General features: G+C 70.6%; 11 protein-coding genes. 2 read left to right on the top strand and 9 right to left on the bottom strand.

What is annotated here, in order from left to right; translation table 11 throughout:
- Window positions 1–63: 63 nt before the first annotated feature.
- From rfbD to ACWD0A_RS19095, 4 genes are all read right to left on the bottom strand, one after another.
- Window positions 64–966, bottom strand: coding sequence for a dTDP-4-dehydrorhamnose reductase (gene rfbD, locus ACWD0A_RS19080; protein WP_451299531.1), 903 nt, complete (start codon window positions 964–966; stop codon window positions 64–66).
- A gap of 393 nt (window positions 967–1,359) precedes the next feature.
- Complete coding sequence (locus tag ACWD0A_RS19085; RefSeq protein ID WP_451299533.1) at window positions 1,360–2,154, bottom strand: hypothetical protein; 795 nt, start codon at window positions 2,152–2,154, stop codon at window positions 1,360–1,362.
- A 283-nt stretch (window positions 2,155–2,437) separates the two neighbouring features.
- On the bottom strand, window positions 2,438–3,385 hold the full coding sequence (gene rfbA, locus ACWD0A_RS19090) for a glucose-1-phosphate thymidylyltransferase RfbA (protein ID WP_451299535.1): 948 nt from the start codon (window positions 3,383–3,385) through the stop codon (window positions 2,438–2,440).
- Between the two features lie 149 nt (window positions 3,386–3,534).
- Window positions 3,535–5,352 carry a phosphoenolpyruvate carboxykinase (GTP) gene (locus tag ACWD0A_RS19095; RefSeq protein ID WP_451299537.1) on the bottom strand — a complete coding sequence of 606 codons (1,818 nt, stop codon included), beginning with the start codon at window positions 5,350–5,352 and terminating at the stop codon, window positions 3,535–3,537.
- 226 nt (window positions 5,353–5,578) lie between these two features.
- Between ACWD0A_RS19095 and trhA the strand changes: the two genes are divergently transcribed.
- Together trhA and ACWD0A_RS19105 are read left to right on the top strand one after the other, a co-directional pair.
- Window positions 5,579–6,256 (top strand): PAQR family membrane homeostasis protein TrhA, encoded by a 678-nt coding sequence (gene trhA / locus ACWD0A_RS19100; RefSeq protein WP_451299539.1) that lies wholly within the window; start codon window positions 5,579–5,581, stop codon window positions 6,254–6,256.
- Complete coding sequence (locus ACWD0A_RS19105; protein WP_451299541.1) at window positions 6,253–6,858, top strand: TetR/AcrR family transcriptional regulator; 606 nt, start codon at window positions 6,253–6,255, stop codon at window positions 6,856–6,858. Before trhA ends, ACWD0A_RS19105 begins: the two co-directional genes overlap by 4 nt.
- A gap of 97 nt (window positions 6,859–6,955) precedes the next feature.
- On the opposite strand, the gene ACWD0A_RS19110 is transcribed toward ACWD0A_RS19105, so the two are convergent.
- From ACWD0A_RS19110 to ACWD0A_RS19130, 5 genes are all read right to left on the bottom strand, one after another.
- Window positions 6,956–9,352, bottom strand: a complete 2,397-nt coding sequence (locus ACWD0A_RS19110) for a galactose oxidase-like domain-containing protein (RefSeq protein WP_451299658.1) — start codon at window positions 9,350–9,352, stop codon at window positions 6,956–6,958.
- Between the two features lie 95 nt (window positions 9,353–9,447).
- On the bottom strand, window positions 9,448–10,650 hold the full coding sequence (locus tag ACWD0A_RS19115; RefSeq protein ID WP_451299543.1) for a glycosyltransferase: 1,203 nt from the start codon (window positions 10,648–10,650) through the stop codon (window positions 9,448–9,450).
- Window positions 10,647–12,329: an ArnT family glycosyltransferase gene (locus tag ACWD0A_RS19120; protein WP_451299545.1), complete on the bottom strand. Its 1,683-nt coding sequence runs from the start codon at window positions 12,327–12,329 to the stop codon at window positions 10,647–10,649. The genes ACWD0A_RS19115 and ACWD0A_RS19120 overlap by 4 nt, the downstream gene beginning before the upstream one ends.
- Entirely contained in the window at window positions 12,326–13,597 is a 1,272-nt protein-coding gene (locus ACWD0A_RS19125) for a glycosyltransferase (RefSeq protein WP_451299547.1), read from the bottom strand. The genes ACWD0A_RS19120 and ACWD0A_RS19125 overlap by 4 nt, the downstream gene beginning before the upstream one ends.
- 201 nt (window positions 13,598–13,798) lie before the next feature.
- Entirely contained in the window at window positions 13,799–15,817 is a 2,019-nt protein-coding gene (locus ACWD0A_RS19130) for a thioredoxin domain-containing protein (protein WP_451299549.1), read from the bottom strand.
- Window positions 15,818–15,945 lie beyond the last annotated feature (128 nt).

Genomic DNA, 15,945 nt, shown 5'->3' on the forward strand with positions numbered 1-15,945 from the left:
CGCCCGGCGGGACCATCCGGTCCCGCCGGGCGCCTCTTGCTTCAAGAGCAGGTCAGCAGAACATCAGCCACCCGTCCGCGCCGCAGCGGCCAGGGCGGCGAGGGCGGGCGTGTCCAGGGCCGCGGTCAGTTGGACCTCCCACGGCGGGAGGGGCACAAGTCCGGTGCGCGGCCAACCGCCGTGCCCGAGCACACCGAACGCCGGGCGGGTGGCGGGGCGCGGGAACACCGCAGAGCCGACCGGGCGGATCCGCTCAGGATCGAGCCCGCTCAGCCGGAAGGTCTCCCGGGCCAGTCCGTACCACGTGGTGTGGCCGGCCGCCGTGCCGTGGTAGATGCCTGCCGGGGCCCGCCCGGCCAGTGCGGCACGGCCGAGGGCTGCCAGCTGCCGGGCGAGCGCGCGGGACCAGGTGGGCTGGCCGTACTGGTCGGCCACCACGTCCAGGGTCTCGCGGCGCGCGGCGAGTTCGAGCATGGTGGCCACGAAGTTGGGTCCGTGCGCGCCGTAGAGCCAGGCGGTGCGCACGACGTAGCCGCTGCGTGGCAGCAGCTCGGCGACTGCCTGCTCCCCCGCCAGCTTGCCCCGCCCGTATGCGTTGACGGGCCTGGTCGGTGCGTCTTCGGGGTACGGCTCGCGGGTGTCACCCGAGAACACGTAGTCCGTGGACACGTGCAGCAGGATCGTTCCGCTGCCCGCGCACGCACGCGCCAGGTGGCGGACGCCTGTGCCGTTCACGGCGGTGGCCGCCGCCTCGGCCTCCTCGGCGCGGTCGACGTCCGTCCAGGCGGCGCAGTTGACGACCACGTGGTGACCGGCGACGGCCGCGTGCGCGGCCGTCGGTTGGGTGATGTCCAGCTGGTCACGTCCCACTCCCGTCACCACGGCGTCCGGATCGGCGGCGAGCTCAGCCAGCACGTCCCGGCCGAGCATCCCCCGTGCACCGGTCACCAGCCAGCGTGTGGTCATCACAGTTCCGCCCCCGCCGTGAGCGGCTCCCACCAGGACCGCTGTTCGCGGTACGGGGCGACCGCGGCGGCCAGGCCTTCCGTGGTTCTCCCCGGCCCTGCCACCGTGCAGGACGAGTGCGATGCCCGGGCAGTGGTCGGAGACGTGCAGCCAGTCGCGGATGTTGCGGTCCTCTCGCGCATGGTTCTCCGATGCTCTTGCTGTCCCGGCGTTCAGAGCCGAGAGGTGGATTTGTCTTCCGAAACTCGGATCATGGGCGATGAGCCGGCGCGTGCCTTGAGGCCACGTGGCGGGCGGAATGCGGACGGTGCCCGCGAGGCCGAAGCCTCGGGGCACCGCCACTCATTCCCGGGCGAAGCGGCAAGCCAGTACCGCACCACCGCCAGAGGGGACTTACGGTTCTACATCGTGGCAGACCACGAAGGCGGTGACCTCGCCGACGGTGGCGGTTGCCTGCCACCCGGTGGCAACGCCGCCCTGAGCGCCGGGCACCGGCTGACTCTGGCTCACGTTGACGGTCAGGAGGATGGGGTCCTGGAACCCTTGGTAGCCGCCGCCGGTGGCGACGTCGTTGCCGAGGCACGTGGCGTCCGACTGGGCGCCCTGGGCACCGACCTCGACATAGGTGTCAAGCGCCACTGCGCCCTGAGCTCCCTGCTCGCCCTGCGGGCCCTGGGCCCCCGGGACGCCCTGCTCGCCCTGCGGGCCCTGGGCCCCCGCGTCGCCCTGGGCACCCTGGGCCCCCGCGTCGCCCTGGGCACCCTGCGCCCCCGCGTCGCCCTGGGCACCCTGCGCCCCCGCGTCGCCCTGGGCACCCTGGGCACCCTGGGCCCCCGCGTCGCCCTGGGCACCCTGCTCACCCTGGGGACCCTGGGGACCTCCCGGATCGCCCTGCGCACCCTGCTCACCCTGGGGACCCTGCTCACCCACCCCCGGGACGCCCTGGGGACCCTGCTCACCCGGAACTCCCGGGACGCCCTGGAAGCCCTGGAAGCCCTGGAAGCCCTGGGGACCCTGGGGACCCTGGGGACCCCGCGGGCCCCTGTCGCCCTTGCCCTTGTCCTTGTCCTTGTCGCGGTCAGCGCTCGTGGCACCGTTCGGGCCCGGCAGCCCCACGCTCTGTTCGGTGCCGGACCTGTGAATCGCGTCGGCGATGGCCTGCGTGCTCGGGACCACGTTGAGCGCCACGGCAAGTGCGCCCGCTGAAACCATCGTGGCGGACTTCACGCGGGAACTTCGGATCGTTCTACGGCTCACCAGAGAACCTTTCTCATGAGACTTGAAGTGACCACTCCGCAGGCGCACGCACTCGAGAAAGCGCGCTCGGTACGCATGCGTGTCGCGTCGCCGATGGCTACGGACAGAAGAGGATTCTTCTCTCGTGGGACCGAATTATCGTGAATTGCCCCGCGTCGCGGCCGAAGATCACTCGGGCGGCGGCCATGCATAAAATGCCCGGCCGGGCTCGGCCCTATAGCGCAGGAGCGCCCGGTCCTGTGCGCAGCAGTTCCTCTGGCCGCGATCCGGACTCCCTTTGGGGCATGACGGCGTATCGGGAGTCCTCCAGCAGTCCCAGCAGATAGTTTCCGTATCCGCTCTTGCGCAGCGGCTGGGCCAGTTCCCGGAGCCGGTCGTCGTCGATGAGGCCGGCCCGCCAGACTGTCTCCTCGATGCAACCGACCTTGAAGCCCTGGCGCTCCTCGATCACCCGGACGAATTCCGAAGCCTGGACCATGGAGGTGAAGGTCCCGGTGTCCAGCCAGGCGGTGCCTCGGTCGAGCCGCGTGACGTGCAGGGTCCCGGAGTCGAGATAGACCCGGTTGAGGTCGGTGATCTCCAACTCGCCTCGGGCACTCGGCCGGAGGCCGCGGGCGATGTCCACGACGCGGTTGTCATAGAAGTACAGTCCGGGCACGGCGTACCGGGACTTCGGCCGAGCGGGTTTCTCCTCGATGGACAGCGCTCGGCCCAGTTCGTCGAACTCCACCACGCCGTAAGCCGAAGGATTGGCGACCTGATAGGCGAATACTCTGCCGCCCTTCACCTCGCCGCAGCGGCCCAGCCGTGTGCCGAGGCCGCTCCCATGGAAGATGTTGTCGCCCAGAATGAGCGCGACCGACTCGTCGCCGATGAAGTCGGCCCCCAGCACAAAAGCCTGAGCGATGCCTTCCGGGCGCTCTTGCGCCATGTATTCCAGCCGCAGCCCCAGTTGACTTCCATCGCCGAGCAACCGGCGGAACTGGTATTGGTCTTCGGGGGTGGTGACGATCAGAATCTCACTGACCCCGGCCATCACGAGTGTGGACAGCGGATAATAGACCATGGGTTTGTCGAAGACCGGCAACAGCTGCTTCGACACCGAGCGGGTCAACGGCCACAGTCGCGAGCCGGTGCCCCCGGCCAGGAGGATTCCACGCATGGCGTCACCCTAGGTGAATTGCCCATGAATGGGACTCTTTCACGCGAGTTGCGGGGTGTCTGCCCCTCTTCCTCCACGGTGACGGGCGTCGGGCGTGAAAGGCCGGGGCCCCCGTACGTCGTCGTACGGGGGCCCCGGCCGAGAGCGGCTCAGCCCAGGCGGGAAACCAGGGCGCGGTACTCGTCCCACAGCTCCTTGGGCGTGTGGTCGCCGAAGGTGTTGAGGTGCTCGGGGACCAGGGCGGCCTCCTCGCGCCACACGTCGGCGTCGACCTTGAGCAGGAAGTCGAGGTCCTCCTCGGGCAGGTCCAGGCCCTCGGTGTCGAGCGCGTCACGCGTCGGCAGGATGCCGATGGGGGTCTCGACGCCCTCGGCCTTGCCCTCCAGGCGCTCCACGATCCACTTCAGGACGCGGCTGTTCTCGCCGAAGCCGGGCCAGACGAACTTGCCCGCGTCGTTCTTGCGGAACCAGTTCACGTAGTAGATCTTCGGCAGCTTGGACTGGTCCGCGCTCTTGCCGACCTTGATCCAGTGGGCCATGTAGTCGCCCATGTTGTAGCCGCAGAACGGCAGCATGGCGAACGGGTCGCGGCGCAGCTCGCCGACCTTGCCCTCGGCGGCGGCGGTCTTCTCGGAGGCGACGTTCGCGCCGAGGAAGACGCCGTGCTGCCAGTCGAAGGACTCGGTCACCAGCGGGACGGCGGAGGCGCGGCGGCCGCCGAAGAGGATCGCCGAGATCGGCACGCCCTTGGGGTCCTCCCACTCCGGCGCGATGATGGGGCACTGCGACGCGGGGACGGTGAAGCGGGCGTTGGGGTGCGCGGCGGGGGCCTCCGAGTCCGGAGTCCAGTCGTTGCCCTTCCAGTCCGTGAGGTGCTTCGGCGCCTCCTCGGTCATGCCCTCCCACCACACGTCGTTGTCGTCGGTGAGGGCGACGTTGGTGAAGACCGCGTTGCCCCACAGGGTCTTCATGGCGTTGGCGTTGGTGTGCTCGCCAGTACCCGGCGCGACACCGAAGAAACCGGCCTCGGGGTTGATCGCGTAGAGACGGCCGTCCTCGCCGAAGCGCATCCAGGCGATGTCGTCGCCGATCGTCTCGACCGTCCAGCCGGAGATCGTGGGCTCCAGCATGGCGAGGTTCGTCTTGCCGCAGGCGGACGGGAACGCGGCGGCGACGTACTTCGACTCGCCCTGCGGCGGGGTCAGCTTGAGGATCAGCATGTGCTCGGCCAGCCAGCCCTCGTCGCGGGCCATGACGGAGGCGATGCGCAGGGCGTAGCACTTCTTGCCGAGCAGGGCGTTGCCGCCGTAGCCGGAGCCGTACGACCAGATCTCACGGGTCTCGGGGAAGTGCGAGATGTACTTGGTGGAGTTGCACGGCCACGGAACGTCCTCCTGGCCCTCCTCGAGCGGCGCGCCCAGCGTGTGGACCGCCTTGACGAAGAAGCCGTCGGTGCCGAGCTCGTCGAGGACCGGCTGTCCCATGCGGGTCATGGTGCGCATGGAGACCGCGACGTAGGCGGAGTCGGTGATCTCGACGCCGATCGCGGACAGCGGCGAGCCGAGGGGGCCCATGCAGAACGGGACGACGTACATCGTCCGGCCCTTCATCGAGCCACGGAAGATCCCCTTCTCGCCGGCGAAGATCTCCTTCATCTCCCCCGGGGCCTTCCAGTGGTTCGTGGGGCCGGCGTCCGCCTCCTTCTCGGAGCAGATGAAGGTGCGGTCCTCCACGCGGGCGACGTCGGTGGGGTCGGATGCGGCGTAGTACGAGTTCGGGCGCTTGATCGGGTCCAGTTTCCTGAAGGTCCCCTTGGCCACCAGTTCCTCGCACAGCCGGTCGTACTCGGCTTCCGAGCCGTCGCACCAGACGATCTCGTCCGGCTGCGTGATCGCCGCGATCTCGTCGACCCAGGCGATCAGTTTCTGGTGGTTGGTGGGCAGGGGAGCCGCGATGTCGCGCGCCACGATCGCTCCTAAATGAGGGGATATGGGTTGTTGCCCCGTGGGGGCTGCGACCCGGATGCTTCGGCCTACTTGTGGCTGGCGCTCATCCGGTGCCGACCGCACTCATCTGATCATCGGTGCCGAGTGCCCATATGTCCAGAGGACCCCTCACGTGAGCATGGCCACTGATGCGTGAGCATGACCACTCCGTCCCGTTGCCTACGGGCGCGTAGGTAACATGCCGGGCATGAATGCAGCCTCGCCCGAAGTGACGGAGATGGACCCACCGCCGGTGAAGCCGAGGCTGCGAGGCTGGCTCCACGCCGGGATGTTCCCCGCCGTCCTGATCGCCGGCGTGGTCCTCATCGCGCTCGCCGACTCGACCCGCGGACGGACAGCCTGCGCGATCTACGTCCTGACCGCCTGCCTGCTGTTCGGCGTCAGCGCGCTCTACCACCGGGGCACCTGGGGACCGCGGGCCACCGCCGTACTGCGCCGGCTCGACCACGCGAACATCTTCCTGATCATCGCGGGCACCTATACCCCGCTCACCCTGCTCCTGCTCCCCCACTCCACCGGCCGGGTGCTGCTGTGGGCGGTGTGGGCGGCGGCGCTGGCGGGCATCGCCTTCCGGGTGTTCTGGGTCGGCGCCCCTCGCTGGCTGTACACGCCCTGTTACATCGCGATGGGCTGGGCCGCCGTGTTCTTCCTGCCCGACTTCCTGCGGGAGGGCGGGGTCGCCGTCCTGGTGCTGATCATCGTCGGCGGGCTGCTCTACAGCGCGGGCGGCGTGATCTACGGGATGAAGCGCCCGAACCCCTCACCGCGCTGGTTCGGCTTCCACGAGGTCTTCCACTCCCTCACGCTCGCGGCGTTCATCGTCCACTACGTGGGGATCTCGCTGGTGGCGTACCGGCACTCGTGAGGCCGGCACCGCAGCGCCCGGGCCTGCGTGAGCGCAAGAAGCTCAAGACGCGGACCGCGATCCGCCGCGCCGCGTACCGCCTGATCGCCGAGCAGGGGTACCACGCGACGACGATCGAGCAGATCGCGGCGGCCGCGGAGGTGTCGGCGTCCACGGTTGTCCGCTACTTCCCCGCCAAGGAGGACATCGTCGTCGGCGACGAGTACGCCCCGGCGCTGGAGGCGCGGCTGCGGGCGAGGGCCGACACCGGGGAGGAGCCCCTGGAGTCCCTGCGGGCCGTCCTGACGGATGCGGTGCGGACCGTCGTCGAGGACGACCGCGAGGACTTCGTCCGGCGCACGCGGCTGATGGCGGAGATCCCGGCGGTCCGCGCCCGGATGTCCGAGAACCTGGCCACCACCGCCGGGCTGCTGGCCCACGCGGTGGCCGACCGCACCGGGCGTCACCGCGACGACCTGGAGGTGCGGGTGCTCACGGCGACGGTGCTGGCGGCGCTGCGCGAGGTGATCCTCCACTGGGCGGAGCACGGTCACCAGGAGGATCCGGTCGAGCTGACGGACCGTACGCTGCGGGCGCTGAAGGGCGGCGTACGCCTCCATTAGCGCGGGTCGGGCGAGGGAGTGCGGTGGCATGACCCCGCGGGGTCCTCGCGGCCGGGCGGTCCGAGGGCAGCAGCCCCCGGACCGCGGCGGATCCCCGTTACCGCCTCACGTCCCCCTTCCCGCACGCCACCCGGTCCCGGTTCGGGTCGAGGCGCAGCGGGTCGTCCGCGCCGTTCACCGTCAGCCGGCCGTAGTCGTGCGCCTTCAGCCACGCGCAGCGTGCCGCCGTCGTCCGCCTCACGGTCTTCGGGAAGACGGTCGGCACGCAGACGCCCGCGGCCCCGTAGTGCCGGTCGCATCCGGCGATCTGCGGCCTCACCGGCGCCGAGCTCCGCTTCTTCAGCGGCTTCTTCGGCGCCTTGGCCGGCGCGTCGGCGAAGGAGTGCACATGCGCCGACGGGGCGTCCGCGGCCATCGCCGCCGGGCCTCCGAGGTGCACCCACTTCGCCACCGAGGGCACCCCGTTCGCGTCGACGGCGAACAGCATGTACCAGCCCGGCGGCGCCAGGTTCGGGTTGCTGGTGACGTTCAGGTCGACGTTGTTGCCGTCGACGGTCATCGGCAGGTCCACGAAGCGCTGGTTCGGGTCGGACGAGTGCGTCACCGCCGCCGGGCGGATCAGCTCCGCCTTGGCGATCGGGCGGTCCACCGTGATCCGCTGCGTGTCGCCGTACGTCCACTCCCCGTCGATCACCGACGTGATCTGCGGACGCGCGCCCTTGAGCAGGTAGGGCGGCGTGTAGACCGACACGTTGTGGTTGTACGTGCCGTTGCCCGGGTTGTCGCCGACCGACATCACCCGGCCGTCCGGGAGCAGGAACGACGACGAGTGGTAGCCGCGCGGGATCGGGTCCGTCGCGAGGCCCGCCTCGTAGGTGTTCGTCACCGGGTCGAAGAAGGACGCCTCGTACACCGGGTCGGCCCGGTCGTGCAGCGCGCCGCCCGTCTCGAAGACCTTCCCGTCCGGCAGGAGCACCGCGGAGACGTACATCTTGCCCTCGGCACCGGTCTGCGGACGCCGTCCCTGGCCCTGGTCGACCTCGCCCTGCGGCAGCAACGGGCCGTGCACGTAAGCCGGGTCGGGCTGCTTGAGGTCGATGATGTCGGTGTACCGGTTGGCGGCCGGATTCGTGTTGACGTTGCCGCCGCCCATCGTCAGCACCCGCTGGTCCTGCGCGGGCGGCAGCAGCACGCTGACGGACTGGTCACGCACGTCCTTGGCCTGCAGGCCCGGGACGTCGGTGATGGTGTTGGCCTCGTAGTCGTAGATGGAGGCGCCGGTCCCGGGCGTGCCGTTGCCGAAGGTGTGGCTGCCGGAGTAGAAGAGCCGGCCGTCCTGCATGAGGATCATCGACGGGTACAGGCCCCAGTACGACCAGGTCTGTTTGACCTCGTTGATCGGCAGCCACTTGTTCTGCGCGGCGGAGAACTTCTCGGCGGTCACGTTGCCGGTGGAGTCCTGCTTCAGTCCGCCGAAGGAGATGACGTCGCCGTTGCCGAGGATCGTCGCCGACGGGTACCAGTGGCCGTCGTGCATGTCGTTCGTGCGGGTGTAGGTCTCGGTCTCGGGGTCGAAGACGTACGAGTCCTTCAGTCCCTGGTAACCGATCCTGCCGTCGGCGGACGGATAGCCCTTGTTGCCGCTCATGATCAGGATCTTGCCGTCCTGGAGTTGCACATGGCCCGCGCAGAACATGTCGACCGGCGTAGGGATCGTACGGAACGTGCCCTTCGCCGGGTCGTACACCGCGGAGGTGAACGTGCCCGCCGCGAACTGCGCCGGGTCGTTGCCGGAGCCCGCGATGACGAGCACCTTCCCTCCCCCGGAGCCTCCGGCCCGGGAGGTGCCCCCATGCATCACGACCGAGTGCATGGAGCGCACCGGGTTCTTCACGGGCAGGACGTCCCATCGGCCCCCGAGGCACTCCTTGGGGGTGCCCGTGCACTGCGGTGCGGGGGCGGGGACGGACACCTCCTCCATCGCGTAGTCGTCGGTCGTGACCGAGCCGGTCCCGTACACCGACACACCCCAGGCGATCTTGTCGGTGCCGGGCGGGACGGCGGGTGTACGGACCTCGGCGCGCTGGTAACCGGCGCTCATGTCCAGGGTCTTGAGGTCGGTCCAGTACTGCCAGCCCGCCGTCGTGTCACGCCGGAAGAGGGTGATCGACGTGTCGGGGGTCGTGGACTTGTACCAGAGGGAGAGGTCGTACTGCTTCTCCGGCGTGACCGTCGGCGCGCAGGCCGTGTTCTCGGTGATCAGCGCCTTGCGGTCGCCGTCGACGCGGCGCGTCAGCGAGACCGTCATCGCCTTCGAGCCCGAGTGGGCGTCGGCGACGGTCTCGAACGAGAAGTCGTTGTCGCCCCAGCCGGACGTGGACCAGCAGGCCGGCATGTCGCCGTTGCCGGCCGTCTCGAAGCCGGGGTTGGAGATCAGGTTGGGCGGCCCCGCCTGCGCCGACTGCGGCGCGGAGACGAGCAGGGCCGTGGTCATGGCGCCGACCGCGAGCAGGGCGGTGCGGCGTCTGCGCGGGGACGAGTTCCGAAATGGTGGTGGCATGAGGTCCGTTCCTTCCGTGCGGCTCTCTGTCAGGGGCTGACACGTGTGCCTGCTCGGGCGGCACGCGGTGCGTTCCTCCTGCGCGGCAGGTAGACCAGCGCCTCCGTCGCCGCGAACCGGAGCACGAACGTGGTCAGCAGCGCCAGCGCGGTCGCGGGCAGCACCGCCATGTCCAGCCGGCCGACGAACAGGGCGATGAGCGGGATGCGCAGCAGCAGATCGGCGTTGGCGAGCAGTGCGAACCTGCAGACGCGGTCCGCCCAGTGCCGGTGACGGCGGCGGCCGCGGAAGAGCAGCACCTCGATGAGGAGGAAGTTCCAGACCACCCCGAACTGGTTGGCCACGATCTCGGCCGGCAGGTAGTGCATGCCCGCAGCGGTCAGCAGGTGCAGTCCCAGCAGGTTCGGTACGAAGCCGGTGAGCCCGATCAGTCCGAACGCGATCATCCGCGCCACGGGCGATGCCGTGCGCAGCCCGACGAGGTGGCCGAGGAACCGCATCCCTTCCCGGGCCGTCGACTTGGACTCGCCGGCGAACCGGTCCTGGAAGACGAACGGCACCTCCGCGACCGTCTCGGGCCGGCAGCGAACGGCCAGCTCCAGCAGGATCTTGTAGCCGAGCGGCCGCAGGACGCCGGGGGTCACCACGCTGCGGCGGATGGCGAAGAAGCCGCTCATCGGGTCGCTGATGCCGCGCAGCCGCCCGGGGAACAGGCCCTTGGTCAGCCAGGTCGCGCCGCGGGAGACGGCGATGCGGTAGCCGCCGGCGAGACCTTCCCGGCTGCCGCCCCTGATGTACCGGCTGGCGACGACGAGGTCGGCCGAGGCCCGCTCCCCCGCCGCCACCAACTCCGGTACGAGCGCGGGGGGATGCTGCAGGTCGGCGTCCATGACCACGATCCAGTCGGAGCCCGCCTGCTTCATGCCCTCCACGACGGCGCCGCCGAGCCCGCCGGCCGGCTCGTCGCGGTGGAGTACGGAGACCGGGAAGGGGCAGTCCTGGGCGGCGGCGCGGATCACGTCGGGCGTGTCGTCGGTCGAGTCGTCGACGAAGACGACCTCGCAGGGCATCCGGGAGGGGACGGACTCGGTGAGCCGGCGGAGCAACTCGCGGATGTTTCCGGACTCGTTGAAGGTCGGGATCACGAGGGTGACGGCGCCTGGCTCGGGGACCTGGGTGGCAGTCAGCTCCGGATCGCCGAGTTCCTCGGCGTTCGTACGGGGGGTGGTCACAGTTGGCCTCCAGCGATCCGGCCGACTCGGCGGATCTCGATACGGTCCTCGCCCTCGCCGAACACGGCGACCGGCGTCGAATGCTCCAGAGCGGACTTCACGGTGGGCAGGTCGACCGCGTCACGTCGCACGGTCGGGGACGAGACGACGTAGTCGATGTCCCGCCAGCCGCCGGGCAGGGTCTTCGTGACGGCGGGGTCGAGGTCGGCCTTGTAGAACCAGATGGCGCCGGTGCCGGGCGTGAAGCCGTCGTGCACCAGGTCCAGCCACAGGGCGTCGTCGACGAGCACCCTCGTGCGGGCGGGGTCGTCCACCTCGTCCTGGAGCCAGGCGGCCGCGGCACGGTAGGGGGCGTTGGCGTCGACGGTGAGGGCGGTGCGGTTGCCGTCGTACCAGCGGGGGGCGATGTACGCGGTGGCGGCCAGCGCGAGCAGGGTGGCCACGCCGATGCGCGTGCCTCTCACGAGGCGGTCCGGCACGTTCCAGCCCCTCCGGGGCTGGAAACGCCCCCCGGGGCGGCGCAGCACCGCGTGGGCCACGCTGGCCGCGCCGCCTGCCAGGACCAGCGCGAGGAACGGCAGCGCCTGGATCACGTACATCGCCGGGAGGTAGCCCGACGGGCGCATCGCCACCGCCGCGAGGATCGCGACCGTCAGCGCGGGACCCGCCAGCGCCCGCGCCGTCACCGACCAGCGCAGTGTGAGCAGCAGCAGGGCCGCGCCGGCCAGTCCGCCGAGCGGCAGGACCGTGTCGTAGTAGAGCCAGGACGTGAGGACCCCGTGCGAGCCCGAGCCCTCGTCGAGGATGAAGCCGGAGCCGGGCCGGCTCATCTGGTACGTGATCCCGCCGATCAGCGACACGTGGCCCGGGCCGGGGAACAGCTCGCTGTTGAGCAGCGCGTACAGCGGGTACGACAGGCCGATCAGCACGCACGCGGTGACCCCGCCGGTCACCGCGAACTTGCGGGTGTCGGGGTGGCTGTGCCGCCACATGCTCGCCAGCAGCCCGGGCAGCACCAGCAGCATCGTTTCTTTGGTGAGCACCGAGGTCGCCGCCGCGAGCCCCGCGGCGAAGTGGTGCCACAGGTGGCGGCTCGGGGACGCGGCCAGGCAGAACGCCAGGAGCATCCACATCACCGCGATGTTGTCGAGGAAGATCTCCCGCTGGAGGACGACCGACAGCGGCGAGAGGCCGAACAGCAGCATCGCGAGCCCCGCCGCCCAGCGCGGCAGGAAGAGCCGGCGTGCCAGCACGTACAGCAGCACCGCGCACACCGCGCTGACCACGAGCATGGCGAAGCGCATCGTGGCGACGGTCATCGACTCGGGTGCGATCAGCGACGGGATCCAGGTCAGGAACGCGATCTGGATCCAGCCGAGCGGCGGATGGTCGTACCAGTACGTGTAGTGGCCGAGCCCCTCGCCCTGCTGGACGGCCCACGCCTGGGCGAGGTAGGTGCCCTCGTCGTCGCTGAGCGCGGGGAAGTGGGTGATGTTCCAGCCCTGGACGACCATGATCACGCACAACAGGGCGGCGCAGAGCAGCAGATCGGGCCGCGAGCTGCGGAACCGTATGACGGGCCGGACGAAACCGGGCGCCGCCGGTGCGGTGCGCGGACCGGGCACGGTGACGGTGGCGGCTTCCGGCGCCTCGGGCACGGAAGGCACGGTGGTCGTCACCGGCGGGCCCCCTCACGCTTCTCGGCCGGGCCGGTGAGGTGCGCACCGACGTGGCGGGTCAGTTCCCACTCGTTGCGGCCGCGCTGCTCCCTCCAGACCGCGCGCACCGCGGCGCCGGCGAGGAGCATCTGGTAGAACGGGCCGCCGACGACGAGCTTGACGTAGTGGACGAGGCGGACGCGCAGGCCGTACTGCACCCCGAAGTCGTGCAGTCCGACGACCTCGAAGACGAACGTGACCATGGCCGTGATCAGCGGCAGGAAGGTGACGATGGCGATCCCGACGGGGACGTCGAGGAAGAGGGCGATGCCGACGTTCAGCGGGATGATCACTCCGGAGAACGCCTGGAAGAACGGCGTCATCAGGGTGTGGCGGGCGAGCATCCGCTGCCCGCGGCCCGGGAGCTGCTTCCAGTCCTTCTTGCGGTAGACCTGGAGGAAGCCCTGGTTCCAGCGGGTGCGCTGCTTGAGCAGGCTCATCAGCGAGCCGGGGGTCTCCTCGCGGGTGACCATGTCGCTGTCGTAGGCGACGACGACCTTCTTGCCGACGGACGACAGCCGTACGCCCAGGTCGCAGTCCTCGGCCAGGCACTCCGGGTCCCAGCCGCCGGCCTCGCGCAGCACGGTGGTGCGGACGAAGACGGTGTTGCCGCCGAGCGGGATGAAGCCCTTCAGGGCGTGCAGGTGGAGCCTGCTGCGGAACCAGAAGAAGTACTCCAGGCAGTTGCGCAGGCTGTACCAGCTGGAGTGGAAGTTGATCAGCTGCACCCCGCCCTGGACGACGTCCGCGCCGGTGGTGGTGAAGGCGTGGTCGACGTGCGCGAGGAGCTCCGGGTGCACCTGGTCCTCGGCGTCGAAGACCCCGACGATGTCGCCGCGGCAGTGCGGCAGCGCGGTGTTCAGCGCCTTCGGCTTGTTCTTCACCTCGTGGGTGTCGGTGACGACCCGTACGCGCGCCGGGTCACGCTCGGCGGCCCGTTCGGCGACGACGGTGGTCTCCGGGTCGTCGTGGCCGACGATGACGATGATCTCGAAGTTCGTGTGGCTGGACTCCAGCAGCCGCTCGACGGTGTGCTCCAGCACCGCCTGCTCGTGGCGGGCGGGCAGGAGCAGTGAGAAGGACAGCCCGACACGGCCGTCGGGCCGGTCGAAACGGGTCGACGCCAGCGTCTCCGGCGTGCGCCAGGCATGCATCTGCCACCACAGCGTGAACGCCGCCATCCAGAACAGCGCAACGGAAATGGCAACAACAAGCACCGATACGAGCACGAGCCCCCCTTGGCCCCCTGCGTCGCGGCAAAGGACCCCCTGGCCGTACGACGCACACAAGAAAATCCCCGGCGTGCGTCAATTCCCCGTGCGCACGCGTCGGGTGGTCCGACTGGTCGTACGGACCATAGGGGCGGTACGTTTCATTCCGCCGCCCGCCCGATAAATGTGGCCGACGACGTCATATGTGGCCGACGATGTTCAGTGGGTGAGCTTTCGGCCCAGTTCCGCCGCGTCTGTGGTGGGCGAGTCGCACACGAACGCGCGACAGACGTAGGCGGCCGCACTGCCGTTCACCAGAGGACGGTCCCGCAGCAGCGGGAACTCCTCCCCGTCTGCCTCGCCCGCCGCCACGACCGCGCCCGGGGCCGTGGAGAGCAGCGCGACCCGGTGCAGCTCGCGGCGGTGCGGGTCGCCCTGCGCGCCCACGACAGCCACCTCACGCGGCCCGTCCAGCAGCGCCTCCGCCACCGCGAGCCCCCATCCGATGAAGCGCGGCGCCCGCGGCCCCAGTGCCTTGACCACGCCCAACGCGCCTTCGGCGGCGGTGCGGTGGACCTCGGACCCGGTGTGGGCGGCGTACGACAACAGGGCTCCGGCCGCCGCGGACCACCCGGAGGGAGCCGCGCTGTCGGTGGGGTCCTGGGGCCGGCGGATCAGCTGCTCGGCGTCGTGGGCGGTGTCGTAGAACGCCCCGCCCTCCCCCCTGAACCGGTCGATGACCATGTCCAGCAGGAACCCGGCGAACTCCAGCCAGGTCCCCTCGCCGGTGACCGCGGCGAGCGCGAGGAAGCCCTCGGCGACGTCCGCGTAGTCCTCCAGGACACCCGCGTTGGCGCCGGCGCGGCCGTCCTTGGACGTGCGGTGCATACGTACGCCGCCGGCCGAGAAGTCCATGTGCAGCCGCACCAGCAGGTCGGCGGCCTCCGTGGCCCGCTCCACCAGATCCGGGCGGTCGAAGTACGCGCCCGTCTCGGCGAGCGCGGCGATCGCGAGCCCGTTCCAGGCAGCCACCACCTTGTCGTCCCGGCCGGGCCGGGGCCGCTCCTCCCGTGCCGCGAGCAGCCGCGCCCGCAGCTCGGGACCGGCTTCGGCGCCGGGCAGCTGCAGCACGGAGGCGCCTTCCTCGAAGGTGCCCTCCTCGGTCACCCGGAACAGCTCGGCGGCCCGCTCGCCGTCCGCGTCGCCGAGCACCTCCCGCAGCTGCGCGGGCGTCCAGACGTAGAACGCTCCCTCGGCGTGCCCGCCCTCGGGCGTGTCGCTGTCCGCGTCGAGCGCGGAGGCGAAACCGCCCTCTGCCGTGCGCAGTTCGCGCACCATGAAGTCGGCGGTCTCCAGCGCGACGCGCCGCGCCAGGTCACTGCCGGTGGCTCGCCACAGGTGGGCGTAGACCCGGCAGAGCAGCGCGTTGTCGTAGAGCATCTTCTCGAAGTGGGGCACCACCCACTCGCGGTCCACCGAGTACCGGGCGAATCCGCCGCCGAGCTGGTCGTAGATCCCGCCGCGCGCCATCGCCTCGCAGGTGTCGGCCGCCATCTGCAGCGCCCCTTCGGCACCGGTGCGGGCGTGGTGGCGCAGCAGGAACTCCACCGCCATCGACGGCGGGAACTTCGGGGCGCCGCCGAACCCGCCGTGCCGCTCGTCGTACTCCCGGGTCAGCCCGAGCAGCGCCTGGGCGAGCTCCTCCTCGCCGGGCACGCCCTCGCCGCCGTGGGCCAGCGAGCGCCCGGCGAGGTCGCGGGTGATCTTCTCCGCGACCTCGGTCACCTCGGCCCTCCGGTCCCGCCAGGCGGCGGTGACGCCTTCCAGCACCTGCTGGAAGGAGGGCATGCCGTGCCGGGGCTCGGGCGGGAAGTACGTACCGAAGTAGAACGGCTCCCCGTCCGGGGTCATGAACACGGTCATGGGCCAGCCGCCCTGCCCGGTCGCGGCCTGCACGGCCTCCATGTAGACGGCGTCGACGTCGGGCCGCTCCTCGCGGTCGACCTTCACGGACACGAAGTGCTCGTTCATCACGGCCGCCGTGGCATCGTCCTCGAACGACTCGTGCGCCATGACGTGGCACCAGTGGCAGCTCGAGTACCCGACGCTCAGCAGCACCGGCACACCCCGCCTGCGCGCCTCGTCGAAGGCCTCGTCGGACCAGGGCCACCAGTCGACGGGGTTCTCGGCGTGCTGGAGGAGGTAGGGGGAGGTGGCGTGCGCAAGTCGGTTCGGCATGCTCCAATCCTTGCGCACCTCGCCGGGCCGCGCGGCCCCGCCACGGCGCGGACGCCCGTGGCGCCGAGCCGAGCAGCAGCCGTCCGTATCGGCGGCGTACGGCTGCGGGACGTCCCGCTGACCGACCG

The organism is Streptomyces sp. NPDC002867 (genome assembly GCF_053591895.1).

What these genes read in the sequence shown, in the direction of transcription:
- rfbD (WP_451299531.1), bottom strand. Translation starts at nt 966, where the DNA reads ATGACCACACGCTGGCTGGTGACCGGTGCACGGGGGATGCTCGGCCGG.
- rfbA (WP_451299535.1), bottom strand. Translation starts at nt 3,385, where the DNA reads ATGCGTGGAATCCTCCTGGCCGGGGGCACCGGCTCGCGACTGTGGCCG.
- trhA (WP_451299539.1), top strand. Translation starts at nt 5,579, where the DNA reads ATGAATGCAGCCTCGCCCGAAGTGACGGAGATGGACCCACCGCCGGTG.
- ACWD0A_RS19110 (WP_451299658.1), bottom strand. Translation starts at nt 9,352, where the DNA reads ATGACCACGGCCCTGCTCGTCTCCGCGCCGCAGTCGGCGCAGGCGGGG.
- ACWD0A_RS19130 (WP_451299549.1), bottom strand. Translation starts at nt 15,817, where the DNA reads ATGCCGAACCGACTTGCGCACGCCACCTCCCCCTACCTCCTCCAGCAC.